This is a genomic window from Microbacterium sp. KUDC0406 (genome assembly GCF_021582875.1).
In the GTDB taxonomy this organism is placed as follows: Bacteria; Actinomycetota; Actinomycetes; order Actinomycetales; family Microbacteriaceae; genus Microbacterium.
The window spans coordinates 44,620-68,087 of the sequence record NZ_CP091138.1; the positions used below are offsets into that span (position 1 = coordinate 44,620).

Here is a 23,468-nt window from a genome sequence, read left to right on the forward strand (position 1 = left end):
GACATGACTGCGACGACGACCGACCAGGTCATCCGCATCGAGGCGCTCACGAAGCGCTTCGATGAGACCACGGCACTGGCAGACGTCGACCTCAGCGTCGGCCGCGGCGAGATCGTCGTGCTGCTCGGCCTCTCGGGGTCCGGCAAGTCCACCCTGCTGCGCCATCTCGACGCGCTCGAGCTTCCGACCTCCGGCCGCGTGAACGTGCTCGGCCAGGACGTGACCCGCCTGCGCGGACGAGCCCTGCGCCGGCTGCGCAGCCGGGTCGGCTTCATCTTCCAGCAGTTCGAGCTGGTGGGGTCGCTCACGGTGCTCGAGAACGTGCTGACCGGGTCGCTCGCCGGCCTCCGCGGCCCGCGACTCGGCCTGTTCAGCTACTCGCGCGCCCACCGGCAGCGCGCCCTCGGCCATCTCGAGCGAGTCGGCCTCCTCGACCGCGCATACCAGCGCGCCGACACGCTCTCCGGCGGCCAGCAGCAGCGCGTCGCGATCGCCCGCGCCCTCATGCAGAACCCCGAAGTGCTGCTCGCCGACGAACCGGTCGCCTCGCTCGACCCCGAGTCGAGCTCGCAGGTCATGGCACTCATCCGCGAGATCGCCGCCGAGGACGGGCTCACCGTGCTGTGCAGCCTGCACCAGGTCGACCTCGCGATCGACTGGGCGGATCGCATCGTCGGCCTGAGGCACGGCGAGGTCGTGCTCGACACCACGACAGACGATCTGGACAAGGCCCAGGTCATGGAGATCTACGGTCGCGTCGCCACCACCACCGCAGAGATCAACGCGCTGGAGGCCGAGCTGCTCGCCGCGGAGCCGGTGGCATGACGTCCCTCATCGAGCGGCCGCAGGGTCCTTCGACCGGCTCAGGGACCCAGGCGCCGCCGGCCGACATCGACGCCCGGGCTCCGCGCCGCCGCATCAGTCCCGAGCGCATCTCCGCCGCGGGCACGCTCGTCGTCATCGCCGCCCTGGCCGTGGCATCCCTCGCCGATCTGAACATCTCCTTCGCGGGGCTGTTCGACAGCTGGGGGAACGCGCAGAACTTCTTCGCGCGGGTCGGCGGCCTGACCTTCCCGCCCGCCGAAGAGCTGCTCCAGCTCACCGTTCTGACCGTCGGGCTCGTGCTCACCGGCACCGTGCTCGCGGCAGCGCTCTCGGTGCCGATCGCCTGCTTGGCGGCATCCAACACCACCCCGAACGCCGTTGCGCGCGCGATCGCCCGGTTCATCGGCGTGTTCACGCGCGCGCTGCCCGACGTCGTGCTGGCCATGGTGTTCGTGCTGATGTTCTCACTCGGCACGCTGCCCGGCATCCTCGCGATCGGCATCCATTCGATCGGCATGATCTCGAAGATGTTCGCCGATGCGATCGAGCAGATCGACGAGGGTCCGCGGCTCGCGATCCGCGCCGCCGGCGGAACCCGGATGCAGGAGTTCTTCTCGGGCGTGCTGCCGCAGGTGCTTCCCAGCTGGGTCGCCACCGTGTTGCACCGCAACGACATCAACCTGCGCGGCTCCGTCGTGCTCGGCTACGTCGGCGTCGCCGGCCTCGGCCTCGAGATGTCGCACGCCTTCAAGTCGCTGAACTACGGTCTCGGACTCGGCATCGCCCTGGTGATCTTCCTGCTCTGCGTCGTGATGGAGGTCGTCTCCAGCGCCGTGCGCGTGGCGATGCTCGGCGAGAAGGATGCCGGGAAGGGTGTGTTCGTGCGGCTGTTCACGGCCCTTCGATCCCCACGCGCCGCTCAGGGACCGGGGAACAATGACGGGTCGCTGAGCCTGTCGAAGCGCCGCCGGTTCGCCTCCGTCGACGCCGCGATGCGCCGCCCCTGGACCGCGGCGAGGGTCCGCAACGTCTCGGGCGGGCTCGTCGCGATCGCCGTCGTGATCGCCGGCGTCGCCGTGAGCGACATCGTCTGGAGCGATCTGCTCACGTTCTGGGTGAAGATCCCCGAGGTCGCCGCGCAATTCTGGCCGCCGGACTTCGGCAACTACGGCTTCCCGGTGATCGCCGGCGCCATGCTCGACACCGTGAAGATCGCGCTCGCCGCGTGCCTGATCACCCTCGTGCTCTCGCTCGGCATCGGCTCGCTCGCGGCGCGCAACGTCGCACCGAACGCGGGGGTGCGCGGAGGGTTTCGACTGCTGCTGGTCGTCATCCGCGGCATCCCCGAGCTGATCCTGGCGATCGTGCTGATCGTGATCACCGGCCTCGGCGCCCAGGCGGGCACCATCGCCCTCGCCTTCGGCGGCATCGGCCTGCTCGGCAAGCTGATCGCCGACTCGTTCGAGGAGGTGCCCCGCGGACCGGAACGCGCGATGACCGCAGCCGGCGCCACCCGCCTGCAGCGCTACGCCGCCGCGACCCTGCCGCAGGGATCCCGCGCACTGATCGGCCACACCTTCTATCTGCTCGACACGAACATCCGGGCGGCGACGCTGCTCGGGATCGTCGGCGGTGGCGGGGTCGGCTACTACCTGCTCAATGCGGGACAGGGCTCGAACTACCCGCTGGTGACGAGCATCGTGCTGATGATCCTGGTGACTGTGCTGATCGTCGAGGGCATCGCGATGTGGATGAGGAAGGTGTTCCGATGAGCCGGGCAGACGTCGTCATCGTCGGATCGGGGATCGTCGGGCTGGGTGCCGCCTACGCGGCGGCGCGCCGAGGCCTGAGCGTCGCCGTCGTCGATCGCACCGCGAGTCCCGTGGGCGCCACCGTCCGCAACTTCGGACACCTCTGCATAGGTGCGCAGGCCGGCGAGGCCCGCCGCTACGGAGACGTCTCCAGAGAACTCTGGCTGCGCCTCGCACAGGACGCCGGGTTCTGGCTGCGCGAGTCGGGAACACTGGTGGCCGCCCGTCACGACGACGAGCTCGCGGTTCTCGAGCGGGCGGCGCTGGACGGCGGCATCCGGATGCTGGATGCCGCGGAGCTTCGCGGCCGCGCGCCGCTCCGCCGGGGCGACCTCGTCGGTGGTGCCCACATCGAGGCCGACCTGCAGACGAACCCGCGTGAGGCCGCCGACGCCATCATCCGGCACCTCGAGGAGCTCGGCGTGGACCTCCGGTTCCGCACCGCGGTCACCGCCGTGGAGACCGGCCGGGTGCACACCACCCGCGGTCCGATCGACGCCGGCCAGGTGGTGGTCGCCGTGAACCACGACCTCGACCAGCTGCTCCCGGGAATCGCCGCGGCATCCGGCATCCGGCGCTGCGCGCTCGACATGATGCGCGTCGCCGCTGATCTGCCCGCTCCGCTCACGGCGCCGCTGCTCACCGGCTGGTCTCTTGTGCGCTACGGCCGCTTCGGCGCTCTGCCGGCGACTGCGGTGCTGCGTGATCGCCTTCACGCGGAGCGCCCCGACCTTGCCGCACTCGACCTCAACCAGATGTACACGCAGCTGCCGGACGGGTCGCTGCTGGTCGGCGACTCGCACGTGAAGGACGTACAGCCGGCGCCGTTCCAGTCCGAGGGCGTCTTCGAGGTGTTCCTCGACGAGGCGCGGGCGCTGTTCGCCACCGATCGCTTCCGCGTGCTCGAGCGCTGGCAGGGCGTGTACGCATCCGGCCCTGCGGAGTTCCACCGCGAACACGTGGATGACGGAGTGCTCGCCATCGCGGCGACCACCGGCATCGGCATGACCTGCGGTCTCGGACTCGCCGAGAACGCCCTTGCAGAGACGCTCGGGTGGACGTCATCGTCCGCCCCCGAACCCGCCCAGGAGGCACTCGCATGATCCCCGTCCAACTCGTCGTCCTCGACATGGCAGGCACAACGGTGCTCGATGGCGGCGTCGTGGAGCAGGCCTTCCAGCGGGCGGCTCAGCTCACCGGCGTCGCCGAGCGGATGCCGTGGGACGATGCCCTCGCCTATGTGCGCGAGACCATGGGGCAGTCCAAGATCGATGTGTTCACGCATCTTGCGGGCGGAGACCGGTCGGAGGCCGAGCGGGCGACCGCGGCATTCGAGAGCGCCTACGAAGAGATCATCGCGGAACAGGGCATCACCGAGATCCCCGGTGCGCGCGCGGCGATCGAGTCGCTGAAGGACGCCGGCCTGCGGGTCGCGCTCACCACGGGCTTCGCCCCGGTGACCCGCGACGCGATCATCGCCGCGCTCGGCTGGGGAGATCTCGTCGACATCGCGCTGTCGCCCGCGGACGCCGGACGGGGGCGTCCGGCGCCCGACCTCGTGCTCACCGCCCTGCTGCGCACCGGGGCGGCGGATGTGCGCGCCGTCGCCGTCGCGGGAGACACCGCCAGCGACATCCGTTCCGGCCGCAGTGCGGGCGCCGGGTTCGTCGTCGGTGTGCTGACCGGTGCGCACGACCGCGCCGCCCTGACGGATGCCGGCGCGGATGCCGTGCTGGCGAGCATCGCCGACCTGCAGCCGGCGCTCGTCGCGCAGAGCCTGCCGCCGCTCGCGGCTGCCGTCTGATGCGGCGCACGAGGGGCGTGCTGTCCGCGAGTGCATCACGTGCCGACGAGTGCACCGGCTGTCGACGTCGATACGTGGTGCGTTCGACGGCAAGCAGTGCTCTCGCCGCCGGCAGCGGGGGAGGGCGCTGACATGAGGGTGACGCTGACGCGACCTCCGGGCATCCGTCGCGATGTCGCGCTGCGACCGCCGGCCGTGGCGATGGCCTTCCTGGGCGAGGGAGTGCCGCACGAGGCCGTCGCGGTGCCCGGTGTGGCACTCGGCGAGCACGAGGTGCTGGTCGCGGTGGAGCTCTCGACGGTGTGCGGGTCGGACGTGCACACGGTGCAGGGCCGCCGGCCCGCTGCGGTGCCGCTCGTACTCGGGCACGAGAGCGTGGGGCGGATCGTCGCCGTCGGCGACGGCGGTGTGCTCGACGCGGAGGGCGCGCCTCTCGGAATCGGCGATCGCGTGGTGTGGTCGGTCACCGCGTCGTGCGGATCGTGCGATCGCTGCACCGCCGGGCTCACGCAGAAGTGCCGCTCGGTGATGAAATACGGGCACGAGCGCATCGGCGTGCACGGCGAACTGAACGGCGGCTTCGCGAGCCACGTGCAGCTGCGGCCGGGGACGACGATCGTCCCGGTGCCCGAACAGCTGCCCGCGGCGATCGCCGCACCGGCATCCTGCGCGACGGCGACGGCCTGGGCGGCGGTCGCCAGAGCGCGTGCGATCCGTCCTCTCGAAGGGACGAGGGTGCGCGTGCACGGTGCCGGCCTCGTCGGGCTCACCGCCGCCGCGATAGCCGCCGAGCACGGCGCGGTCGTCGATGTGCGAGACCCGGATGCCCGGCGCACGGCAGTGGCCGAGGAGTTCGGCGCCACCGGGTTCGACGATGCGCCGGATGTCGTGATCGAGGCATCGGGCCGCGCGGTTTCCGTCGCACTGGACGAGGCGGAGGTCGGCGGCACGGTCGTGCTCGTCGGGAGCGTATTCCCAGCGCCTGCCGTGCCGTTCGACGCGGAGGGCATCGTCCGCCGCCTCGTGACAGTGGCCGGAGTGCACAACTACACCGGTGCAGACGTCTCCGCCGCGGTCGGTTTCCTCACCGGCGCAGGCCGGGCTTATCCCTTCGCGACCGCGGTCGGGGCGGTGCACCCGCTCAGCGAGCTCGACCGGGCGATCGCCGCCGCCGCCGCTCCCGGTGCCGCACTGCGCATCGGCGTCGCGATGCGCTGATCCGGCAGGAGGCCGGTGCGCGGTCGAAGGAAGAGGAGCACACTGGAATCAGGAAGGAGGAGATCATGTCCGATCCTGAGATCCACACCTGGTGGCCGCATCTGCACGCCGCGACGAAGGACCTGCTCGATGGAATCGGCGACGACCCGCTCCCCGCCGAGGTGCTCGATGAGATCGCCGTCATCACCGGCAGGCCCGTCCCGGAGGACTGTCACCTGACAGCGCACGACCACGACTTCATCCGCACCCAGCGCGAGGAAGTCGACTGATCAGGCCTTCTTGACCTCCAACTCCGGTCCCGGTTCGTCGTCGGGGTCGGTGTAGTCGGGGCGCTCGGGCTGTGGTGGCTGGTCGGAGAGCTCGCCGCCCTCCCGCCCGCCATACGGGCGGCCGTGGTCGGCGTACTCCTCGCGCATGAAGACCAGCGTCCATTCCGCGACCGTGAACCGCGCACCGGTGCGCAGGATCTCGCTGCGGTCGTCGCCTTCGGATCGGGCGTTCATCTCGCCCTCGCCGTGCAGCGTGAGCACGTACTCGTCTCGATCGTCATGGACGATGGTGGCGTGCACGGAGTCGGCACCGTCGAGGACGAGTTCGTTGCCCGGTGCCGAGCCGATGCGCGTCACGTCCAGCGCGAGCGGATGCTCCAGCCTCGTGTCCTCCCTCGTCACCCGCAGGCGCGGATCGCCGGCACCCCACTCGGCGTGGGTCGTCATGGCGTCCGCCGGACGCCGGCTCATGTCGCGGGCCATCGCGTCTTCGTCACCACGCATGTTCTTCTCCTCCTCGTCTGCGGTCATCGCGAGATCTGCTCGACGGTCTCGCCGGTCTGCTGGGGCGCCATCGCACGGGCGATGTCGGCCTGCGCGATGATCCCGACCAGAACATGGTCCTCGATCACCGGCACACGGCGCACCTGGTGCTCCTCCATCACCTCGAGCGCCCGGCGCACGTCGTCCTCCGAGTCGACCATGTACGGCCGGCCCTGAGCCAGAACTCCGCGGCGGTCCTGTCGGGGTCATGCCCGTTCGCGATCGCCTTGACGACGATGTCGCGATCGGTGAGCATGCCCTTCAGCTTCCCGTCCTCGCCGCAGATGGGAAGCGAACCGACCTCCAGATCGGCCATCAGCCGTGCTGCCGTCGCGAGCGTGTCGTTCTCGCCGATGCAGCGTGCACCGGGAGTCATGATGTCCTTCGTCAGGATCTCCTGCCTCAGAGTCATCTTCCCTGCTCCTTCCTGTGGAGCATCGACGCTACGGACGCCGGGCGGGTACCGCGCGGGGGTTGACAGGCCGGGCAGTGACCGTCAAGCCCCTTCGCCCCGGCGCGGGACTGCTCGACGATCGAACGGAGGAGGCGGAACATGACGGACAGGGATGCGACGGGGCCCGCGGTGGTCTTCTGGATATGGATGGTCGTGACGGCGGGCGGTCTGGCGACCATGCTCGCGATCGTGATCGGAGGCCGGTGACCATGCGACGGACGCTGCGTGACAACGCGCTCGGACTCTTCTTCCTGCTGCTGTTCCTGCTGGCGATCGGCGGTCAGTCGGTCGCCGGCTACTTCCGGCAGCTCGAGGAGCTGGCGGAGCACGGCAGACCCGCCGTGGACTTCCTCGCTTTCGTCCTGTCACCCGACTTCGTGGTCGACGTCGCAGAGAACTGGCAGTCGGAGTTCCTGCAGTTCTTCCTGTTCATCGGGGCCACCGTGTGGCTGGTGCAGCGCGGGTCGCCGGAGTCGAAGAAGCCGGGTGATGAGGGCCGCGAGAGCGACGAGGCCCAGAAGGTCGGTGCGCACGCGCCGGATGACGCCCCGGCGTGGGCGAAGGCCGGGGGCTGGCGGCTGGCGATCTACGGCAACTCGCTGCTGATCGTGATGGGCACCGTGTTCGTCCTGTCCTGGCTGATCCAGTCCCTCGCAGGCACGATCGTCGCGGGCGAGGAGAGCGCGATGCACGGGATGGCGGCCCCGACCTGGGGCGAGTACGTCGTCTCCGCGGACTTCTGGGATCGCACCCTGCAGAACTGGCAGTCCGAGTTCCTCGCGGTCGGCACCATGGTGGCCTTCTCGATCTACCTGCGTCAGCGCGGGTCGGCGGAGTCGAAGCCGGTGGGGATGCCGCACGCCGTGACGGCTGCGGAATCCGAATGATCACCGGACACCAGGCGGGAATCAATCCAGGTCGCGCCGGCCGGGATCGACCAGCGCGACCTGGATGACGCCGCTCTCCTCTGCGGTGCGGGATGACGATGTCATCGCTGGGTTCAGGGCGCGTTCCTGCCGGAGATCGCGCGGATGAGCCAGGCGATGACGGCCAGCGCCAGCAGTACGAGTCCGACCCAGAGCAGGAAGTTCAGCGACTGCACGAATCCGCCGGTGATGGCGAGGATGATCGCGACGATGACGATGATGATGAACAGGATGTTCACGTCGACCCCTTTCGTCTGCGGGGCGGGAGCGCCCCGGCATCCGGAACGCTACCGATGCCGGCCTTCTGCGGACAAGGGGTTGACGGGGAGAGGTCGATGCTGGCATGAGCGGCGCGTAGGAGAAGGACGGTCACAGCGCCTAATGTGGTCCTCAGATCCGGTGCTGCACCGCAGCGCCCACGGACGAAGGCGGTGTCGATGGGAAAGTTCATCTATGAGGGCGGCGTCAAGACCGAGATCGAGGACCGGGCTCTGCTGCATCTTCAGCTCGTGATCACGGCGAAGCTGCGGCGGGGCGAGCCGTTCCCGTTCAGCTGGCGGGAGGACGCCAGCGTGGGCGGCGGCCGGACCACGGTGTGGATGCAACCCGGCAGCTCCCTGGTGTTCAAGTACTACGGCAGCCGTCAGCCCTCGATCAACCGCGGATGGGTCGAAGGTCTCGCCTTCACCGCGAACTCGCCGGGAGGGCTCTATCTCGTGCCGGAGCCGCCGGACGGCGGCGGCCCCGCCACCGAAGAGGTGAACGTCGGGCCGCCCGAGTGACCCGGGAAGGCTAAGGCTCCCGGCGGCTCCTCGGGGAGCGCTCGTCCTCCGGCTGATCCTCTTCGGGAGGACTCGTGGAGGGGTCGATCCGGTGGTGCTCGCGTTCACGCTCCTCCTCCTCACCCTCCTGACCCTCGTCGGGAGAGCGATCCTCTGACCCATCGTCCGCGCCCTGCGGCTGCACGAAGTCCGGCGTGAGCCCCTGATCTCCGATGCCACTCATTGCTCCTCCTTCTGTGCGGTGAGCATCCAGTGTGCCGCCGGTGCCGGCGCACACTCGCGCCCGTTGACAGGCGACGGGCGGCCGCCTATGAGACTGTGCTGTCGGCGTCAACCCCCTGGGAGCAGTCCCCGGACTCTGCGACGGTCATGTCGAATCGACAAGCGTGAGGAGATGATGAGATGAGCGACGGCAATGCGACCGATCCGCGTCATGCGCACCGTGAGGAGCCGGCCCCACCTCAGCAGCAGGACCAGCCGGGCAAGACGGGCAGGACCGAGCCGACGCCCGACCACGGCGAGGATCGCTACGTCGGGCACGGCAGGCTCGCGGGGCGGCGCGCCCTGATCACCGGAGGAGACTCCGGGATCGGTCGTGCCGTCGCGATCGCGTACGCCCGCGAGGGCGCCGACGTCGCGATCGTGCACCTGCCGGAGGAGCAGAAGGACGCGGATGACACGGTGCGGCTCATCACGGCAGAGGATCGCCGCGGCATCAGCATCCCGGGCGACCTGCGCGACGAGGCGTTCGCAGAGGACGCGGTGCGGCGGGCGCTCGACGAGCTGGGCGGCCTGGACATCCTCGTCCTGAATGCCGGCTATCAGCACGACATCGACGAGTTCCCGCAGCTGCGCACCGAGGACATGCGCCGGGTGTTCGAGACCAACCTGCTCGGCACGGTGATCCCGGCGCGGACCGCCTTCCCCGAGCTCGAGCCCGGAGCGAGCATCATCGTGACGGCGTCGATCCAGGCGTTCCAGCCGTCGCCGGGCCTGATCGACTACGCGATGACCAAGGCGGCGCAGGTCGCGTTCGTGAAGGCGCTCGCCGAAGAGGCCGGGCCGCGCGGCATCCGGGTGAACGCCGTGGCGCCGGGTCCGGTGTGGACGCCGCTGATCCCCGCGACGGGATGGGATGCCGAGAAGCTCGCGCACTTCGGGACGGACACCCCGATCGGGCGTCCCGGGCAGCCGGTGGAGCTCGCCGGCGCGTACGTCTATCTCGCCTCCGACGAGGCGTCCTACGTCTCCGGTGCCGTGCTCCCGGTGACCGGCGGCAAGCCGCTCTGATCGGCGACCTGCTGCGCTCCGAACCGGATAGCGCCTGGATCGTGGCCGCGTCAACCCCGATACGGGAACGGGGGCGCCGTGCCTATGGTCGATCCGACAGGAGCGGAGAGCGACATGGAGAACGCACGGACCATCGGGGCGGATGTCGCGGCGGAGCGGCCCTCCGCACGCGGCTGATGCTCCCGTGAGCCGGTACAGGTGAAGATCATGATGAGCGAGGACGATTCCGCCGATCCCCGCTGGGACGTCAAGGCGATCGACGGTACGCGGTGGCGCATCCGTGACGGTGCCTGCCGGGCGAACGACGCAGACTGCCTCGTCGCCTACATCGAGCGCGATGGGCTCGGACTGTACGACGTCCTGTGGCTGCGCAACCCGTGCCCCGCCCGGACCCGGTACCGCGACATCGCCCACGTGCTGGCGGACCTCGACGGCGTGGCGGGGACCGCGGCCGCACCGCGAAGGCGGAGGTCCGAGGCCCCCACACCGATCCCGCACCTGGCACCGCGGGAGTGACGCCACGCCCGGTCAGTGGTTGCGCAGCTGATCGATCAGATCGGCCTTCTTCTTGCCGGAGTACCCGTGCAGGCCCAGTTCCTTGGCGCGCTTGCGCAACTCGTCGACGGTCCAGTCCTCATAGCTCCCGGACTCGCCGCCTCGACGCCCGACCTCCGAGCGCCCCTTCTTGGTGCCCTTGGTCGCGTTCGAGATCCGGGCCGCCTTCTCCTTGGACGCGCCGTCGTCGCGCAGCTCCTCATAGAGTTCCGGATCCTTCAGGCGGGATCGCTCGTTGCGAGGCATGATGTGCTCCTTCTCGTCTCGGGACTGTCGCAGAGACGATACGCAGGGGCCGGCCACGACGAGAGGGCCTTGACGGGATGAGGTTCCGGCTCTAGCCGGCTCGGTTGGAGGCCGGTTCCGCCGGGGCGATGTGCTCGTCGACCAGGGAGATGCCTCCGCTGGAGTTCGCGGAGTGCGCGAGGCTCTCGATCCACTCCCGGCTCAGGGGCGGAGCCTCGGGCTCATCGAACACGAAGCGCATCGGGATCGACGCGTGCACCCAGATCGTGCTGCGCCCTGGTGCGTCTCCGTCGCCGTGCCGCCAGGACAGTGTGAAGCTCTCATTCCGCCGCAGCTTGGTCGCGATGACGACCTTGAGGTGAGCGAGAGCGCGGTCCTCGATGGCGATCGGTTCTCGCGCACCGCCGTAGTAGAGAGTTCCCATGTCAGGCTTCCTCCTGGATCGATCGAGGCCTGGCAACATGCGGAACAGGCGTTGTCAGGACTCTATCCCGGGCGGGAGGGGAAACCCGTCGCGGCGACCGTAACATCCCCCGGGCGCACCTGCTCTGCGCGGGATGTCATCGTCGCCGCCCGGCGGTGACCGCGGGGAGAACGCCGTACGCGGTGCGATAGGCGGCCGCGAAGCGGGAGGGATGGGCGAAACCCCAGCGGCGGGCGATCACGGCGATCGGATCGGCGGCGCCGTCGAGCAGTTCCCGGTGCGCGCCCTCCAGACGGGCGTTCCGCAGGCACTCCGCCGGTGTGGCGTCCAGCGCGCGGCGGAACGCGTACTGGAGTCCGCGGGTGGACATGTGCACCGCGGCGGCGATGTCATCCACGGTGATCGGCCGGTGCGCGTTCTCATCGATGTAGTCGAGAGCCCGGCGGACCGCGGCCGGTGCCGAACGAGTCTGAGCAGGACGCTCCAGAGCCGCGCGGAAGGTGGTGGGGAAGGCGGTCAGCACCAGCCACAGGGCCTGACGCCGAATGCCCGCGAGGATGAGCTCGTCCTCGTGAGTGACCGCCTCGAGCTCTCCGCTGAGATAGTCGAAGGTGCGTGCCCAGTGCGCGCTCGCGCCAGGGCGGTCGGCAGCGGTCCCCGTCACGCGCAGCGACAGTCCGTCGTCCCCGCACATCGCGCGAGCGAGGAGTTCGGCGCGGACTCTGTCGAACACGAGCGCGCTCACGCGTGCGGTGTCCTCCCACCGTGCACGCACCTGTGCGCCGTCGGTGAGCCAGGGAAGGCCGGCCCCGAGGTCTTCGCGCCCCGCGCCGACCTGCGCCCCCGGACTGTCGACCCGGCAGGCCAGGAGCTGATCCTCGGGCGCGACGACCGACTGCACCTGCGCCGCCAGCTCGTAGCTGACCAGGCTGAATCCCGGGGAGTCGGCCGAGAACCACGCGAACCGGAAACGGTCCGGATCCACACGATGCAGCGCGGCGGATGGGACGAACTGCTTCCAGGTCTCCTCCACTCTGCCGGCATCGCGGGTCTCGAAGCGCAGCAACGAGGTCATGGTCCTCCAGAGGGCGAGCAGATCGGGTGTCATCAGGAACCTAACCGATCCCCGGGGACGGAGGGCCGTTCGACCGATTCCCACGGTCACCTCCCGTGTCCAGCGTCTTGACGAGCGCGCTGATCGGCTGTTACTCGTTGGCGCATACGGTCGGTGAGGAGGGGGCGGGATGCGGCTGAGAAGGGTGAGCCCGGAGGAGCCGGGTCTGCGCAGGATCCGCCGGGGACGCGGTTTCGAGTACCGCGATCCGCAGGGCATCCGGATCACGGAGCAGGACGAGATCGCCCGCATCCGGGGACTCGCGATCCCGCCCGCGTGGAGCGAGGTCTGGATCTGCGTGCGGGCGAACGGCCACCTTCAGGCGACCGGCGTCGATGACGCGGGACGGCGGCAGTACCTGTACCACCCACAATGGCGGGCGAGAGCCGACGCGGAGAAGTTCGATCGCATGCTGCTGCTCGCGCAGACCCTGCCGGCGGCACGGCGGCAGGTGACCAGGGATCTGCGTGCGGGCGGGGCCGCACGGCGCACTGTGCTCGCCGCCGCCTTCCGCATGCTCGATGCGGCCCTGCTGCGTGTCGGCTCCGAGCAGTATGCGCGCACGCACGGCAGCATAGGGCTGACGACTCTGCGGTGCGGGCACGCCTCGGTGTCGGGTGATGTCGTGTCGCTGCGGTTCCCCGGCAAGAGCGGGCAGCCGTGGGAGTCGGAGGTCGACGATTCCGACCTCGCGGCCTTCGTGCTGCGGATGCAGCAGAGTCGCGGCACTCGAATGCGCCTGCTCGCGTGGGAGGACGAGGGTGGCCGGCATCCGCTGCATCCGGCCGAGATCAACGACGACGTGCGCGAACGCACGGGAGGCGACTTCACGGCCAAGGACTTCCGCACGCTGCACGGCACCGTGTTCGCGGCGACGAGCCTCGCCCGCGCGGGTGTGCGGAGCACGGTCTCGGCACGCAAGCGCGTGCTGGCGCAGGCGGTGCGCGAGACCGCCGACGTGCTGGGCAACACGCCCGCCGTCGCCCGCGGCAGCTACATCGACCCACGGCTGTTCGACGCATACGACCGCGGCGTCGTGGTCGAGGTGGGCTCGGGTCGTACCGTCGAGTCTCAGCTCGTCGATCTGCTCGGGTGAGCTCAGTGCGGTGTCGCGCCGTACTCCGGCCGCTCAGGCTGGCGCCGCTGGGGATGACCAGAGGCCGGATGCCGGATCAGTTCTGCGCCAGCCACGCTTCGAGGTGCGTGGGCAGCAGTCGCGCGTTCTCCCCGGGAAGCAGGGTGCCCTGGTCGAGATGACCTCCGAAGTAGCGTCCGGATGCGGCGGAGCGGACCGTCCGCGCATCACCACGTGCTCGCAGCACCCGGGAGACGAAGCCCGCCAGAGGCATCCGCACGGGACCCGCGATCTCGGTCACGGCGCGCAGCGGCTCTCCGAGGGCGACGCCGGTCACCGCATCGGCGACATCGGCTCCTGCTGCCGGCTGGACGAACGCGTCCGGCAGAGTGATGACGCCTTCCGTCTCAGCGCTCGCCGCGATCCCGAGTGCGAACTCGAAGAACTGAGTGGCGTGCACGAGTGTGTACGGAACCCCGGAGTCGCGGACGAGCTGCTCGCCGGCGTCCTTCGCCCGGTAGAACGGGATGTCGTGCGGACGTTCGGAACCGACGATGCCGAGTGCGACATGATGCTCGACGCCGGCGCGCTCCTCGGCCCGCAGCACGTTCGTCGTCGCGGTGCGGAAGAACTCCGGCACCGACCGTGGGTCGTAACTGTGCGGCTTGGAGACGTCGATCACGACGCGGGCGCCGTCGAGAGCCTCCCGCAGCCCGTCTCCGCTCAGCGTGTCCACGCCGGTGCGCGGCGATGCCGCGCGCACGCCGTGGCCGAGACCCTGCAGCCGTGCGACGACCTTGGCGCCGATCTGACCCGTCCCGCCGATCACCACGACCTCCGCCACGCGCAGCCTCCTGTCTCCTGCTACGGATGTTACGCCGCGCACGATCCGCCCGAGCACGGCGGGCGTAGCCTCGGAGCATGACTGACCTGCGCGCGCTGCTCGGCATCCGGCATCCGATCGTCCTGGCTCCGTTCGGCGGGTTGTCATCGGTGGCGCTCACGGCCGCCGTGAGCGAGGCGGGCGGGCTGGGCTCGTACGGCCTGTACGGCTACGACGGTGAGCGGATCGCCCGCACGGCGGCCGCGCTGCGCGAAGCGACCGCCGCGCCGTTCGCGCTGAACATCTGGCTGCCCACCGGCGACGAGGTCGCCCCCGGTCCCGAGCACGACGGCTATGCGCAGGCGCTCGCCGACTTCTATGCCGAAGTCGGCATGGACACCCCGGCGCGACCCGATCGGTATCTGCCGCCGCTCGAGGAGCAGCTCGATGCGATCTGGGAGGCCGCGCCGACGGCGCTCAGCGTCGTGTTCGGCGTGCCCTCCGGCGACCTCGTCGAGGAGGCGCATCGCCGTGGCATCCGCGTGATCGGCACGGCCACCACCGTCGCGGAGGCCGTCGCGCTCGAGGCGGGCGGGGTGGATGCGATCGTCGCCACCGGCGCCGAGGCGGCCGGACATCGCGTGTCGTTCCTCAAGCCCGCCGAGGAGTCGCTCGTCGGACTGTTCTCGCTGCTGCCGCAGGTGGCGGATGCCGTGTCGGTGCCGGTGATCGCGGCCGGCGGTGTCGCCGATCGGCGGGGCGTCGCGGCGTCCTTCGCTCTCGGCGCCGCAGGCGTGCAGGTGGGCACGGCGTTCCTGGTGACCGCCGAGTCCGCGGCGAACGACGCCCACCGGGCCGCGATCCGTGCGACCGCAGCCGATGAGAGCGTGCTCACCCGGGCGATGAGCGGACGCCTCTCCCGTGGGGCGGCCAACCGGGCGGTGCGCGACATCGAGACAGCCGGGGCGATCGCGCCCTTCCCCGCGCAGAACTGGCTCACCGGGCGCTTCCGTGCCGTCGCCGGAGAGCGGGGCCTGGGCGAGCTGCAGTCGCTCTGGCTCGGTCAGTCCGCGCCGCTCGCGCGCGGCACCGCAGCATCCGATGTCTTTGCCGAGCTGCTGGCCGGCGTGCCCGCGGCGTGACCTCCCGACTTCGGCGCGAGATCCACGTTCAGCACGTCGGTCTCGCTCGGAAGTCGGGACGTCGTGCCGATCTCGCGCAGGAGCCGGGACCTCGCGCGGATCTCGGCTCAGAGGATGACGGTCGACCGGCCGTGCACGATCACGCGGTCCTCGGCGTGCCACTTCACGGCGCGCGCGAGCACGAAGCGCTCGACGTCGGCGCCGCGGCGCTGCAGCTCGGCGGCCGACTCGGCGTGCGTCACCCGGGTGACGTCCTGTTCGATGATCGGCCCCTCGTCGAGGTCGGCCGTGGCGTAGTGCGCGGTGGCGCCGATGAGCTTCACACCGCGCTCCTTCGCCCGCGCGTACGGGTTGGCGCCGATGAAAGCGGGCAGGAACGAGTGGTGGATGTTGATCACCGGCGCCCCGAGCTCGGTGATGAACGAGTCGGTGAGGATCTGCATGTAGCGGGCGAGGACGACCAGGTCGACGTTGCCGCGCAGCAGATCGAGCTGGCGCTGCTCCATCGCGGCCTTGTCATCGGCAGGGATGTGCACGAACGGCACCCCGAACGCGCGCACCGAATCGGCGAGGTCGGCGTGGTTCGAGACCACCATGGTCACGTCGATGTCGAGCTCGCCGCGCTGCGTGCGCCAGAGCAGCTCGAGCAGGCAGTGGTCGTACTTCGAGACGAAGATCGCCACGCGCTTCCGCCGTGACGCGTCGTGCAGCGACCAGTCCATGTCGAAGCGCTCCGCGACGGCGGAGACGGACGCCTCGAGCGCCGGACGCTTCGCTGCCAGGCCCTCGAGATGGATCACTGTGCGCTGGAAGAAGCGCCCGCCCGCGGCATCCGTCGAGTGCTGGTCGAGCGAGATGATGTTCGCGCCGTGCTCGGCGAGGGCGCCGGCCACGGCGGCGACGATGCCGGGCTGATCGTCGCAGGCGATGAGAAGGCGGGCGGTGTCGGGCTGGGCCATGCATAGATTCTGCCGCTCCCGTGTCTCGACCCGCGAATCATGACGCCCGCGGCCACTACGCTGAGCGGGTGGAAGAGAGCATCCTCGGGCTGGTCCTGATCCCGCTGCTGGCCGTCGTCGCGCCGATCCTCGCTCGCCTGATCGGGCCCGTGCTCCGCATTCCGGTCGTGGTGTTCGAGCTGGTCCTCGGCATCCTCGTGGGGCCGGCGCTGCTCGGCTGGGTGCAACCGACCGAGATCCTGCACGGCCTCAGCGAGTTCGGACTCGCCATGCTGTTCTTCCTGGCCGGCACCGAGATCGACTTCGCCGGCATCGGCCGCAAGTCTCTCGGACGCGCATCGCTGGGCTGGCTGCTCAGCATCGTGCTCGGCGTCGGCGTCGGGTTCCTCATCGCGCCGGGCGACGGCATGATCGTCGTGGCCATCGCGCTCAGCTCGACCGCGCTCGGCACGCTGATGCCGATCCTGCGGGATGCCCGGGAGCTGAGCACGCCGTTCGGCAAGGCCGTCACCGCGATCGGCACTGTCGGCGAGTTCCTGCCGCTGATCGCCATCTCGATCTTCCTCAGCGTGCGGTCGGCTCCGCTCGCCACCACCATCCTGCTGGTCTTCGTGGCGGTCGCGCTGCTCTCGGTCTACGCGGCCCGTCGCATTCCGCACGGCAAGCTGCACGCCTTCGTCAACGCGACGCTGCACACCTCGGCGCAGTTCGGCATCCGCTTCGTGCTGCTGCTGGTCGCCGCGCTCGTGGCGCTGAGCCTCTGGCTCGACCTCGACATGCTGCTCGGCGCCTTCGTCGCCGGTGCCGTGTGGCGCATCGTGATGTCGAGCGCCTCGAAGAAGGATGCCGAAGAGGTGGAGAGCAAGCTGGAGGGCATCGCCTTCGGCTTCCTGGTGCCGATCTTCTTCATCTACACCGGCGTGACCTTCGACCTTGCGGCGCTGGTGGCATCGCCGCTCGCGCTGGCGCTCGTGCCGATCCTGCTCATCGCCCTGCTGGTGATCCGCTGGGTGTCCGCGCAGTTCTCGGCGACATCGGGGATGAGCGGCCGCGATCGCACCGCGCTGGGCCTGCTCGCCGCGACCGGCCTGCCGATCATCGTCGCGGTCACCGGCATCGGCGTCGATCAGGGCATGCTCGGCTCCGACATCGCCGCTGCGCTGGTCGGTGCCGGCATGCTTTCGGTGCTGCTCTACCCGCTGATCGGCATGACTCTGCGGGGCGACCGCTCCGCCGTGCAGGGAGCGCCGCTGGGGGCCGAGTTGTGACGACCGCCGCCCTGCTGGCCGCGGCACGGGACCGGTTGCGGGATGCGCCGACGCAGGCGCTCGGCATCGACAAGGCGTCGCGGTGGCGCGGCGCGCGCATCGTGCGAGCGGGCGAGGCCTGGCACCTCGGCGTGCTGCTGCTGACCCGCGACGGCGTGCTCGCGACCGGTGAGGTGCTGCGCGCGGCCGAAGAGGTCCGCCGCGGGTACACGGCGGAGTCCGCGCGAGTTCGCGCGGACCGCCGGGCACAGGCGCGCCGCGGCGGGTTCGGCGAGGGGGAGGTCGTGCACGTCGGGTGGACGGAGTTGGATGTCGGCGTGGTGGATGCCGGCGGGGCATCCGGCCCGCTCGTGATGGTGGGCGACGTGCCTTCGGTGCGCTGGAGCGCGGCCGGGGTCATGCCGCTGGAGGCGTACCTCGACGAGCAGATCGGCTTGCGGTACCCGGTCTCCGGTCGTTGAGCGAGGGAGGAACGGGTCATCTCCACGGGTCGTTGAGCGAGGGAGGAACGGGTCATCTCCACGGGTCGTTGAGCGAGCGACGAAGGAGCGAGACGAAACGTCGTGAGCTGTCTCGAGACCTGAGAGCGTTTCGTCTCAGTCGCTGGCGCTCCTTCGCTCAACGACCAGGGGCGTGACAAGCTCCGCGAAGCGGCGCAGCAGGTCGGTGCCGGTGGGAGAGGTGGCGAGGATCTCGGCCTCGACCCGGTCGAACTCGGCAGGGTCGAAGTAGCCCGTGGTGCGGTAGAAGTCCATCCTGTGCGCGAAGTCCTGCGGCGTCGGCTCGGGATGGAACTGCGTGGCGTACAGCCGGTCGCCGACGCGGTACGCCTGCACCGGGCAGTCGTCGTTGGTCGCGAGCAGCACCGAACCGGGCGGCGGCTCGGTGGAGCCCTCCTTGTGGGCGGTGAGCACCTCCATCTGCGGGGCGCTCGGTCCGAACACCGGATCGTGCACGCCTGCCGGCGTGATGCGGATGCTGGTCTCACGGGTGAACTCGGGCGTCGCGGTGCCGACCGTGCCGCCCAGCATCCTGGTGACGACGCCGATGCCGTAGCAGGTGAACATCGTCGCGGGGCCGCCCTCGATCGCGGCGTGGGCGAGCTGCTCGAGGTCGGCTTCGACGCGCAGCTGCTCGGGGGACTTGTTCTCGTCGCCGACGTTGTAGGGCGAGCCGCCGATGACGATGCCGTCGTACCGTCGCCAGTCGATCTCATCGAGCGGATGCCCGATCAGGTCGTGCCGGTCGAGGCGCTCCACGCCGAGCCCGCGACGGAACGACAGGTGCTCGGCCGCCGCCGCGCCCTGCTCCGGACGCGCGCAGACGTAGAGGAATGAGGTCACGAAGCGATTTTAGCCAGGCTCGCGGGAATACCGGCATCTGTCAGACGTTGAACTTGACAGGAGTACACTCAACTTCTTCAGAATCTTCAGGAGGACATGATGCCCAGCGACATCAACGGCGCAGGATCGTTCGACGACTTCCTCGCCCGCTACCTCGCCGGGGAGCAGGCCCGGCAGGCGCGATCGATCGACCTCGGTCGCTTTCTCACCGCGCGCACACAGCAGATCCTGCAGCGCGCGGGCCGCTTCGCGATCGAGCGCGGACAGACCGAACTCGACGCCCTGCACATCCTGCGTGTGATCGTGCAGGACGAGACGGTCGTGCGCGCGGTGCAGCACATCGGCGTCGATCCCGCGGCCATCGTCGCGGCCGTCGACGCGCGACTGCCCGAACCGCGAGACACCGGCGACGAGGACGCCGCGACGCTCACGCCGAGCGCCTCGCGCGCCCTCTTCCACGCGTACCAGGTGGCCCGCTCATCGGGTTCGACCTACATCGACCCCGAACACCTCTTCTTCGCGCTTGTGCTCGGCCAGGATGTGCCTGCCGGTCAGGTTCTGGCGCGCGTCGGCGTGACCGCCGAGGCGCTCACCCAGGAGCTGCGCGAGGGTGTGCCCGCCACGGCCGGTGCTCCCGCCGGACAGGCATCCGAGAGCGCGGCATCCGAGACGCCGATGCTCGACCAGTACGGCCTCGACCTCACCGCCCGCGCCCGGGAGGGCGCGCTCGACCCGGTGATCGGGCGAGCCGACGAGATAGAGCAGACCATCGAGATCCTCAGCCGCCGCACGAAGAACAACCCCGTGCTGATCGGCGAGGCCGGCGTCGGCAAGACCGCGATCGTGGAGGGCCTGGCCCGCGCGATCGTCTCCGGGGAGGTCCCGGAGCAGCTGAAGGACCGCCGCGTGGTGGCCCTCGATCTGCCCGGCATGCTCGCCGGAACCCGGTACCGCGGCGACTTCGAGGAGCGCCTCACCAAGACGATGGACGAGATCGCCGCCCACAGGGGCGAGGTCATCGTGTTCATCGACGAGGTGCACACCGTGGTCGGCGCCGGTGGATCCGGCGAGAGCGGCGGCATGGACGCCGGCAACATCCTCAAGCCGCGCCTGGCGCGCGGCGACCTGCACATGATCGGTGCGACGACGCTGGACGAGTACCGCCGCATCGAGAAGGACCCGGCGCTGGAGCGCCGGTTCCAGCCGGTGAAGGTCGGCGAGCCCTCCGTCGCCGACGCCGTGCGCATTCTCGAGGGCCTGAAACAGGCCTACGAGGAGCACCACCGGGTGACCTACACGGATGCCGCGATCCGCGCCGCCGTGCAGCTCAGCGACCGGTACCTCACAGACCGTGTGCTGCCCGACAAGGCGATCGACCTGATCGATCAGGCCGGCGCCCGGCTGCGTCTGCGGCTCGGCGTGCCCGTCGACGTCAGCGATCTGATGGCGCAGCTGGCCGATCTGGAGGCGCAGAAGAACGCCGCTGTCACCGGTGAGCACTACGAGGAGGCTTCCCGCATCCGTGATGAGATCGCCGAGGTGCAGTGCCGGATCGACGCCGCCAACGGGTTTGGGGCAGATTCCCACGTTCGGGGCGCGGAGTCCACGCCCCGAACCGGAGAATCCGCCCCGAACCGGGTGATGGGTGGCGAGGCCGTCGTGGACGAGCCCGAGATCGCCGCGGTGATCTCGCGGGCCACCGGCATCCCGGTCAGCCGCCTGACCGAGGGCGAGCGCGAGCGCCTGCACGATCTGGAGGCCGACCTGCACGACCGCGTCATCGGTCAGGACGATGCCGTGAAGGCCGTCGCTCGCGCCGTGCGCCGCAACCGCACCGGCATGGGCGACGCGCGTCGTCCGGTCGGTTCGTTCCTGTTCCTCGGCCCGACCGGCGTCGGCAAGACCGAACTGGCGAAGGCTCTCGCATCGCGGCTGTTCGATGATGAGGACGCGGTGATCCGGTTCGACATGAGCGAGTTCGGCGAGCGGCACACGGTGTCGCGCCTGGTCGGCGCCCCTCCGGGATACGTCGGCTACGACGAGGCCGGCCAGCTCACCGAGCGCGTGCGGCGCAACCCGTACTCGATCGTGCTGTTCGACGAGATCGAGAAGGCGCACCCCGACGTGTTCAACCTGCTGCTGCAGGTGCTCGACGACGGCCGGCTGACCGACGGTCAGGGCCGCACGGTCGACTTCCGCAACACGGTGGTCGTGATGACCTCGAACATCGGCTCGGAGTTCCTGGCCTCGCGGTCGGGTGCGCTCGGGTTCGTGGCGTCGCGCGATGAGTCCGGGTTCTCCTCGCAGGAGGATCTGAAGGCGCGTGTGATGGGCAGGCTGCGCGAGGCGATGCGTCCGGAGTTCCTGAACCGCATCGACGAGATCGTGATCTTCCAGAAGCTGTCGCTCGCGGAGATCTCTCAGATCGTGCGGCTGGTGCTCGGCGCGACCTCCGACCGGCTGTCGCTGCGCTCGGTCACGCTGGACGTGACCGATGCCGCGGTCGCCTGGCTCGGCGAGCACGGCTACGAGCCGGAGTACGGCGGCCGGCCGCTGCGCCGGCTGATCCAGCGGGAGGTCGACGACCGCATCGCCGACCTGTTCGTCTCGGGCGAGCTGGCCGACGGCGGGCACGTCGTGGTGGATGCTGCGGGCGATGCGCTCGAGGTGACGGCCAAGGCGCCGGCACTCACCGGTCGTTGAGCGAGCGAGGTACGAGCGAGCGCCGCACTGAGCGAGCGGAGCGAGTCGAAGTGACGAAACGCTCTCAGGTCAGCTGAGAGCGTTTCGTCTCTGCGTTTCGTCTCTGCGTTTCGTCTCTGCGTTTCGTCTCTGCGTTTCGTCTCGCTTCGCTCGCTCAACGAACGTCGCTCGCTCAACGAACGTCGCTCGCTCAACGAACGTCGCTCAACGATCGGAGGCGTGTCAGCGCGATGAGTTCGCGGTGCGGCCGCGCACGATGCCGACGAACGCCTCGACGTCGGGCGTGGTGCGCTCGCGGGGCCAGGCGAGGGCGACGGTCGACGTCGGTCCGCCCTCGAGCACCCGGTGATCGGCATCCTTGCGGTGGTGCAGGCGCGCCAGCGACATCGGTACGACGACGATGCCGGTACCGGTCGCGACGGTCGCGATGGCGTCCTCGGTCGTGGCGACCGGGGCGAATCTCGGCGCGACGGTCGACAGGGCGAGCGGACCGAGCACGTCGTCGAGCGGAGTGACCAGCACTTCGCCGTCGAGGTCGGCGGCGGTGAGCGTCTCGGCCGCCATGAGGTGAGAATCGTCGGACGCCACGACGACGGGGAGCTCGTCATAGAGCCTGATCACGTGCAGGTCGTCCGGCCGGTCGATCGGCAGACGCACCAGTGCAGCGTCGAGGTCGGCCAGAGCGGTGCGCTCCTCGGCGACCTCGATCGGCACCAGTTCGAGGGTGACGTGCGGCATCCGGGACTTCCAGGCATCGATCCACTTGCCGGGCGTCGCTCCGGGGATGGCGCCGAGACGGAAGGTGCGCGGCGTCTCGTCGATGGCCTCGGCGGGGGCGGCCTTCTTGCCCGACGGACGCTTTGCAGGCGCGGCCTTCTTCACTGCAGGCTTGCCGCGGCCGCCGCTCGGCCTCTTGCCCGGCGCGGGTCGCCCGCTCTTCTTCGCCACGCACTCACGCTACCGTCAGGGCGCTGTGCGTGCTCTCGCTCGGTGGTCGTTGAGCGAGCGACGAAGGTGGTCGCCCCGCGGAGCGACGAAGGAGCGAAGACGAAACGCAGAGACGAAACGCAGAGACGAAACGCAGAGACGAAACGCTCTCAGGTGTGCCGGGGCGTTTCGTCACTTCGACTCGCTTCGCTCGCTCAGTACGGCGCTCGGTCGCTGGCGCCCGGTCGCTGGCGCTCCCCTCGCTCAACGATCGGAGCGCGTCACCGTCACGCAACAGCGTCCCTCGGCGGGGTCGAGGTGCGCGCAGGCGTGGTCGCAGCCGAGCCCGTCGACGACGCCCTCGACATAGGCGTGGTTCATCGCGCAGACGAGCCCGGTGTGCTCCCGGGCGAGCGAGTCGAACGGGCAGTTGGCGAGGATCAGACGGTCATCCGTGAGGCGCGGCTCGTACCCCTGTGTGGCCAGGGCGGCGGCGGTGCGGTCGAGCTCGTCGCCCTCCACCTCGGGCGCAGACTCGCCCAGCATCCGCCCCTCCTCCTTCGCGGCGGCGTCGAGCGCGATGGGCAGCGCCGTACCGTCGGCGGTGCGCTCGATCGCCTCGGCGAGCAGATGACCGACCAAGTCGTACCGGCGCTCCGGGAGCGAGACCGAGATGGTCCCGGTGGCACGGCGGTAGAGCTTCGACGGGCGGCCGGCGCCCGGTCCGGTGCGGCCGGAGAGCCGGCGGAACTCCACCTCGAGCAGACCCGCGTCGACGAGGCGGTCGAGCTGGAAGCGCGCGACGTGCGGCGGTAGGTCGAGGGCGGATGCCGCCGCTTCGCGCCCTGTCGGCTCCGGCTGGGCGACGATGTACTCGTACAGCGCCTGCCGGGTGGGATCGGCGAGCGCACCGATCCGGCCTGCCTCTGCACGGACGTCCATGCTCTAAGTGTAGCGATGCTGCTAT

At 70.1% G+C, this 23,468-nt stretch carries 28 protein-coding genes; 15 read left to right on the forward strand and 13 right to left on the reverse strand.

Annotated features, from left to right (window positions below; translation table 11 throughout):
* The first annotated feature begins 3 nt into the window (after positions 1-3).
* The 6 genes from phnC (at position 4) to L2X99_RS00255 (ending at position 5,927) form a co-directional block, all read left to right on the forward strand.
* A complete protein-coding gene (gene phnC, locus L2X99_RS00230; RefSeq protein WP_236125562.1) occupies positions 4-825 on the forward strand; it encodes a phosphonate ABC transporter ATP-binding protein in 822 nt (273 codons plus the stop codon).
* Positions 822-2,597 carry a PhnE/PtxC family ABC transporter permease gene (locus tag L2X99_RS00235; protein ID WP_236135486.1) on the forward strand — a complete coding sequence of 592 codons (1,776 nt, stop codon included), beginning with the start codon at positions 822-824 and terminating at the stop codon, positions 2,595-2,597. The genes phnC and L2X99_RS00235 overlap by 4 nt, the downstream gene beginning before the upstream one ends.
* On the forward strand, positions 2,594-3,739 hold the full coding sequence (locus L2X99_RS00240; protein WP_236135487.1) for a TIGR03364 family FAD-dependent oxidoreductase: 1,146 nt from the start codon (positions 2,594-2,596) through the stop codon (positions 3,737-3,739). Before L2X99_RS00235 ends, L2X99_RS00240 begins: the two co-directional genes overlap by 4 nt.
* A complete protein-coding gene (locus tag L2X99_RS00245; protein ID WP_236135488.1) occupies positions 3,736-4,440 on the forward strand; it encodes a phosphonatase-like hydrolase in 705 nt (234 codons plus the stop codon). The genes L2X99_RS00240 and L2X99_RS00245 overlap by 4 nt, the downstream gene beginning before the upstream one ends.
* A gap of 132 nt (positions 4,441-4,572) precedes the next feature.
* Positions 4,573-5,658, forward strand: coding sequence for an alcohol dehydrogenase catalytic domain-containing protein (locus L2X99_RS00250; RefSeq protein ID WP_236125556.1), 1,086 nt, complete (start codon positions 4,573-4,575; stop codon positions 5,656-5,658).
* Between the two features lie 65 nt (positions 5,659-5,723).
* Positions 5,724-5,927, forward strand: coding sequence for a hypothetical protein (locus L2X99_RS00255; protein ID WP_236125555.1), 204 nt, complete (start codon positions 5,724-5,726; stop codon positions 5,925-5,927).
* Here the strand turns inward: L2X99_RS00255 and L2X99_RS00260 are convergent, their stop codons facing one another.
* The 3 genes from L2X99_RS00260 to L2X99_RS00265 are packed head-to-tail and all read right to left on the reverse strand — an operon-like array spanning position 5,928 to position 6,882.
* Positions 5,928-6,458, reverse strand: coding sequence for an FHA domain-containing protein (locus tag L2X99_RS00260; RefSeq protein WP_236125554.1), 531 nt, complete (start codon positions 6,456-6,458; stop codon positions 5,928-5,930). It lies immediately after the preceding gene.
* Positions 6,455-6,610 (reverse strand): CBS domain-containing protein, encoded by a 156-nt coding sequence (locus tag L2X99_RS18065; RefSeq protein WP_329608079.1) that lies wholly within the window; start codon positions 6,608-6,610, stop codon positions 6,455-6,457. Before L2X99_RS18065 ends, L2X99_RS00260 begins: the two co-directional genes overlap by 4 nt.
* Positions 6,589-6,882, reverse strand: a complete 294-nt coding sequence (locus L2X99_RS00265) for a CBS domain-containing protein (protein ID WP_329608081.1) — start codon at positions 6,880-6,882, stop codon at positions 6,589-6,591. Before L2X99_RS00265 ends, L2X99_RS18065 begins: the two co-directional genes overlap by 22 nt.
* A gap of 251 nt (positions 6,883-7,133) precedes the next feature.
* Between L2X99_RS00265 and L2X99_RS00270 the strand changes: the two genes are divergently transcribed.
* Positions 7,134-7,811 (forward strand): DUF6766 family protein, encoded by a 678-nt coding sequence (locus tag L2X99_RS00270; protein WP_236126785.1) that lies wholly within the window; start codon positions 7,134-7,136, stop codon positions 7,809-7,811.
* A gap of 113 nt (positions 7,812-7,924) precedes the next feature.
* Here L2X99_RS00270 and L2X99_RS00275 read toward each other — a convergent pair whose 3' ends face one another.
* Entirely contained in the window at positions 7,925-8,089 is a 165-nt protein-coding gene (locus tag L2X99_RS00275) for a hypothetical protein (protein ID WP_236125553.1), read from the reverse strand.
* A 198-nt stretch (positions 8,090-8,287) separates the two neighbouring features.
* Here L2X99_RS00275 and L2X99_RS00280 point away from each other — a divergent pair, with 198 nt between their 5' ends.
* Positions 8,288-8,632: a DUF7882 family protein gene (locus L2X99_RS00280; protein ID WP_236125552.1), complete on the forward strand. Its 345-nt coding sequence runs from the start codon at positions 8,288-8,290 to the stop codon at positions 8,630-8,632.
* Positions 8,633-8,642: 10 nt separating this feature from the next.
* On the opposite strand, the gene L2X99_RS00285 is transcribed toward L2X99_RS00280, so the two are convergent.
* On the reverse strand, positions 8,643-8,855 hold the full coding sequence (locus L2X99_RS00285; protein ID WP_236125551.1) for a hypothetical protein: 213 nt from the start codon (positions 8,853-8,855) through the stop codon (positions 8,643-8,645).
* A 179-nt stretch (positions 8,856-9,034) separates the two neighbouring features.
* Between L2X99_RS00285 and L2X99_RS00290 the strand changes: the two genes are divergently transcribed.
* Together L2X99_RS00290 and L2X99_RS00295 are read left to right on the forward strand one after the other, a co-directional pair.
* On the forward strand, positions 9,035-9,922 hold the full coding sequence (locus L2X99_RS00290; protein ID WP_236125550.1) for an SDR family oxidoreductase: 888 nt from the start codon (positions 9,035-9,037) through the stop codon (positions 9,920-9,922).
* 198 nt (positions 9,923-10,120) lie between these two features.
* Positions 10,121-10,438 carry a hypothetical protein gene (locus L2X99_RS00295; RefSeq protein WP_236125549.1) on the forward strand — a complete coding sequence of 106 codons (318 nt, stop codon included), beginning with the start codon at positions 10,121-10,123 and terminating at the stop codon, positions 10,436-10,438.
* A 12-nt stretch (positions 10,439-10,450) separates the two neighbouring features.
* Here the strand turns inward: L2X99_RS00295 and L2X99_RS00300 are convergent, their stop codons facing one another.
* The 3 genes from L2X99_RS00300 to L2X99_RS00310 all read right to left on the reverse strand — a co-directional run bounded on the left by L2X99_RS00300 (position 10,451) and on the right by L2X99_RS00310 (position 12,255).
* Positions 10,451-10,723: a DUF7218 family protein gene (locus L2X99_RS00300; protein WP_236125548.1), complete on the reverse strand. Its 273-nt coding sequence runs from the start codon at positions 10,721-10,723 to the stop codon at positions 10,451-10,453.
* A 91-nt stretch (positions 10,724-10,814) separates the two neighbouring features.
* Positions 10,815-11,147 (reverse strand): DUF7882 family protein, encoded by a 333-nt coding sequence (locus L2X99_RS00305; protein WP_236125547.1) that lies wholly within the window; start codon positions 11,145-11,147, stop codon positions 10,815-10,817.
* A 136-nt stretch (positions 11,148-11,283) separates the two neighbouring features.
* Positions 11,284-12,255, reverse strand: coding sequence for a helix-turn-helix transcriptional regulator (locus L2X99_RS00310; RefSeq protein ID WP_236135489.1), 972 nt, complete (start codon positions 12,253-12,255; stop codon positions 11,284-11,286).
* A 136-nt stretch (positions 12,256-12,391) separates the two neighbouring features.
* On the opposite strand from L2X99_RS00310, the gene L2X99_RS00315 reads away from it, so the two are divergent.
* Entirely contained in the window at positions 12,392-13,357 is a 966-nt protein-coding gene (locus tag L2X99_RS00315) for a DNA topoisomerase IB (protein WP_236135490.1), read from the forward strand.
* 76 nt (positions 13,358-13,433) lie between these two features.
* Here the strand turns inward: L2X99_RS00315 and L2X99_RS00320 are convergent, their stop codons facing one another.
* Positions 13,434-14,180, reverse strand: a complete 747-nt coding sequence (locus tag L2X99_RS00320) for an SDR family oxidoreductase (protein WP_236125543.1) — start codon at positions 14,178-14,180, stop codon at positions 13,434-13,436.
* Positions 14,181-14,257: 77 nt separating this feature from the next.
* Between L2X99_RS00320 and L2X99_RS00325 the strand changes: the two genes are divergently transcribed.
* On the forward strand, positions 14,258-15,301 hold the full coding sequence (locus tag L2X99_RS00325) for an NAD(P)H-dependent flavin oxidoreductase (protein ID WP_236135491.1): 1,044 nt from the start codon (positions 14,258-14,260) through the stop codon (positions 15,299-15,301).
* A 107-nt stretch (positions 15,302-15,408) separates the two neighbouring features.
* Here the strand turns inward: L2X99_RS00325 and purU are convergent, their stop codons facing one another.
* The gene (gene purU, locus L2X99_RS00330; protein ID WP_236125542.1) at positions 15,409-16,260 is read right to left on the reverse strand and encodes a formyltetrahydrofolate deformylase; all 852 of its coding nucleotides are present in this window, start codon (positions 16,258-16,260) and stop codon (positions 15,409-15,411) included.
* 68 nt (positions 16,261-16,328) lie between these two features.
* Between purU and L2X99_RS00335 the strand changes: the two genes are divergently transcribed.
* Together L2X99_RS00335 and L2X99_RS00340 are read left to right on the forward strand one after the other, a co-directional pair.
* On the forward strand, positions 16,329-17,528 hold the full coding sequence (locus tag L2X99_RS00335) for a cation:proton antiporter (protein WP_236135492.1): 1,200 nt from the start codon (positions 16,329-16,331) through the stop codon (positions 17,526-17,528).
* Positions 17,525-17,989, forward strand: a complete 465-nt coding sequence (locus L2X99_RS00340) for a glutaminase (protein ID WP_236125540.1) — start codon at positions 17,525-17,527, stop codon at positions 17,987-17,989. The genes L2X99_RS00335 and L2X99_RS00340 overlap by 4 nt, the downstream gene beginning before the upstream one ends.
* 135 nt (positions 17,990-18,124) lie before the next feature.
* Here L2X99_RS00340 and L2X99_RS00345 read toward each other — a convergent pair whose 3' ends face one another.
* On the reverse strand, positions 18,125-18,871 hold the full coding sequence (locus L2X99_RS00345) for a glutamine amidotransferase-related protein (protein WP_236125539.1): 747 nt from the start codon (positions 18,869-18,871) through the stop codon (positions 18,125-18,127).
* A 99-nt stretch (positions 18,872-18,970) separates the two neighbouring features.
* Between L2X99_RS00345 and L2X99_RS00350 the strand changes: the two genes are divergently transcribed.
* A complete protein-coding gene (locus L2X99_RS00350) occupies positions 18,971-21,574 on the forward strand; it encodes an ATP-dependent Clp protease ATP-binding subunit (RefSeq protein ID WP_236135493.1) in 2,604 nt (867 codons plus the stop codon).
* A gap of 222 nt (positions 21,575-21,796) precedes the next feature.
* Here L2X99_RS00350 and L2X99_RS00355 read toward each other — a convergent pair whose 3' ends face one another.
* Positions 21,797-22,522, reverse strand: a complete 726-nt coding sequence (locus L2X99_RS00355) for a LysR substrate-binding domain-containing protein (protein ID WP_236125537.1) — start codon at positions 22,520-22,522, stop codon at positions 21,797-21,799.
* Between the two features lie 243 nt (positions 22,523-22,765).
* The gene (locus tag L2X99_RS00360; RefSeq protein WP_236125536.1) at positions 22,766-23,443 is read right to left on the reverse strand and encodes a helix-turn-helix transcriptional regulator; all 678 of its coding nucleotides are present in this window, start codon (positions 23,441-23,443) and stop codon (positions 22,766-22,768) included.
* Positions 23,444-23,468: the final 25 nt, after the last annotated feature.

Excerpts from the sequence above, each read along its gene's own strand:
- phnC (WP_236125562.1), top strand. The coding sequence starts at position 4 with ATGACTGCGACGACGACCGACCAGGTCATCCGCATCGAGGCGCTCACG.
- L2X99_RS00235 (WP_236135486.1), top strand. The coding sequence starts at position 822 with ATGACGTCCCTCATCGAGCGGCCGCAGGGTCCTTCGACCGGCTCAGGG.
- L2X99_RS00240 (WP_236135487.1), top strand. The coding sequence starts at position 2,594 with ATGAGCCGGGCAGACGTCGTCATCGTCGGATCGGGGATCGTCGGGCTG.
- L2X99_RS00245 (WP_236135488.1), top strand. The coding sequence starts at position 3,736 with ATGATCCCCGTCCAACTCGTCGTCCTCGACATGGCAGGCACAACGGTG.
- L2X99_RS00250 (WP_236125556.1), top strand. The coding sequence starts at position 4,573 with ATGAGGGTGACGCTGACGCGACCTCCGGGCATCCGTCGCGATGTCGCG.
- L2X99_RS00255 (WP_236125555.1), top strand. The coding sequence starts at position 5,724 with ATGTCCGATCCTGAGATCCACACCTGGTGGCCGCATCTGCACGCCGCG.
- L2X99_RS00260 (WP_236125554.1), bottom strand. The coding sequence starts at position 6,458 with ATGACCGCAGACGAGGAGGAGAAGAACATGCGTGGTGACGAAGACGCG.
- L2X99_RS00265 (WP_329608081.1), bottom strand. The coding sequence starts at position 6,882 with ATGACTCTGAGGCAGGAGATCCTGACGAAGGACATCATGACTCCCGGT.
- L2X99_RS00270 (WP_236126785.1), top strand. The coding sequence starts at position 7,134 with ATGCGACGGACGCTGCGTGACAACGCGCTCGGACTCTTCTTCCTGCTG.
- L2X99_RS00280 (WP_236125552.1), top strand. The coding sequence starts at position 8,288 with ATGGGAAAGTTCATCTATGAGGGCGGCGTCAAGACCGAGATCGAGGAC.
- L2X99_RS00285 (WP_236125551.1), bottom strand. The coding sequence starts at position 8,855 with ATGAGTGGCATCGGAGATCAGGGGCTCACGCCGGACTTCGTGCAGCCG.
- L2X99_RS00290 (WP_236125550.1), top strand. The coding sequence starts at position 9,035 with ATGAGCGACGGCAATGCGACCGATCCGCGTCATGCGCACCGTGAGGAG.
- L2X99_RS00300 (WP_236125548.1), bottom strand. The coding sequence starts at position 10,723 with ATGCCTCGCAACGAGCGATCCCGCCTGAAGGATCCGGAACTCTATGAG.
- L2X99_RS00305 (WP_236125547.1), bottom strand. The coding sequence starts at position 11,147 with ATGGGAACTCTCTACTACGGCGGTGCGCGAGAACCGATCGCCATCGAG.
- L2X99_RS00310 (WP_236135489.1), bottom strand. The coding sequence starts at position 12,255 with ATGACACCCGATCTGCTCGCCCTCTGGAGGACCATGACCTCGTTGCTG.
- L2X99_RS00315 (WP_236135490.1), top strand. The coding sequence starts at position 12,392 with ATGCGGCTGAGAAGGGTGAGCCCGGAGGAGCCGGGTCTGCGCAGGATC.
- L2X99_RS00325 (WP_236135491.1), top strand. The coding sequence starts at position 14,258 with ATGACTGACCTGCGCGCGCTGCTCGGCATCCGGCATCCGATCGTCCTG.
- purU (WP_236125542.1), bottom strand. The coding sequence starts at position 16,260 with ATGGCCCAGCCCGACACCGCCCGCCTTCTCATCGCCTGCGACGATCAG.
- L2X99_RS00350 (WP_236135493.1), top strand. The coding sequence starts at position 18,971 with ATGCCCAGCGACATCAACGGCGCAGGATCGTTCGACGACTTCCTCGCC.
- L2X99_RS00360 (WP_236125536.1), bottom strand. The coding sequence starts at position 23,443 with ATGGACGTCCGTGCAGAGGCAGGCCGGATCGGTGCGCTCGCCGATCCC.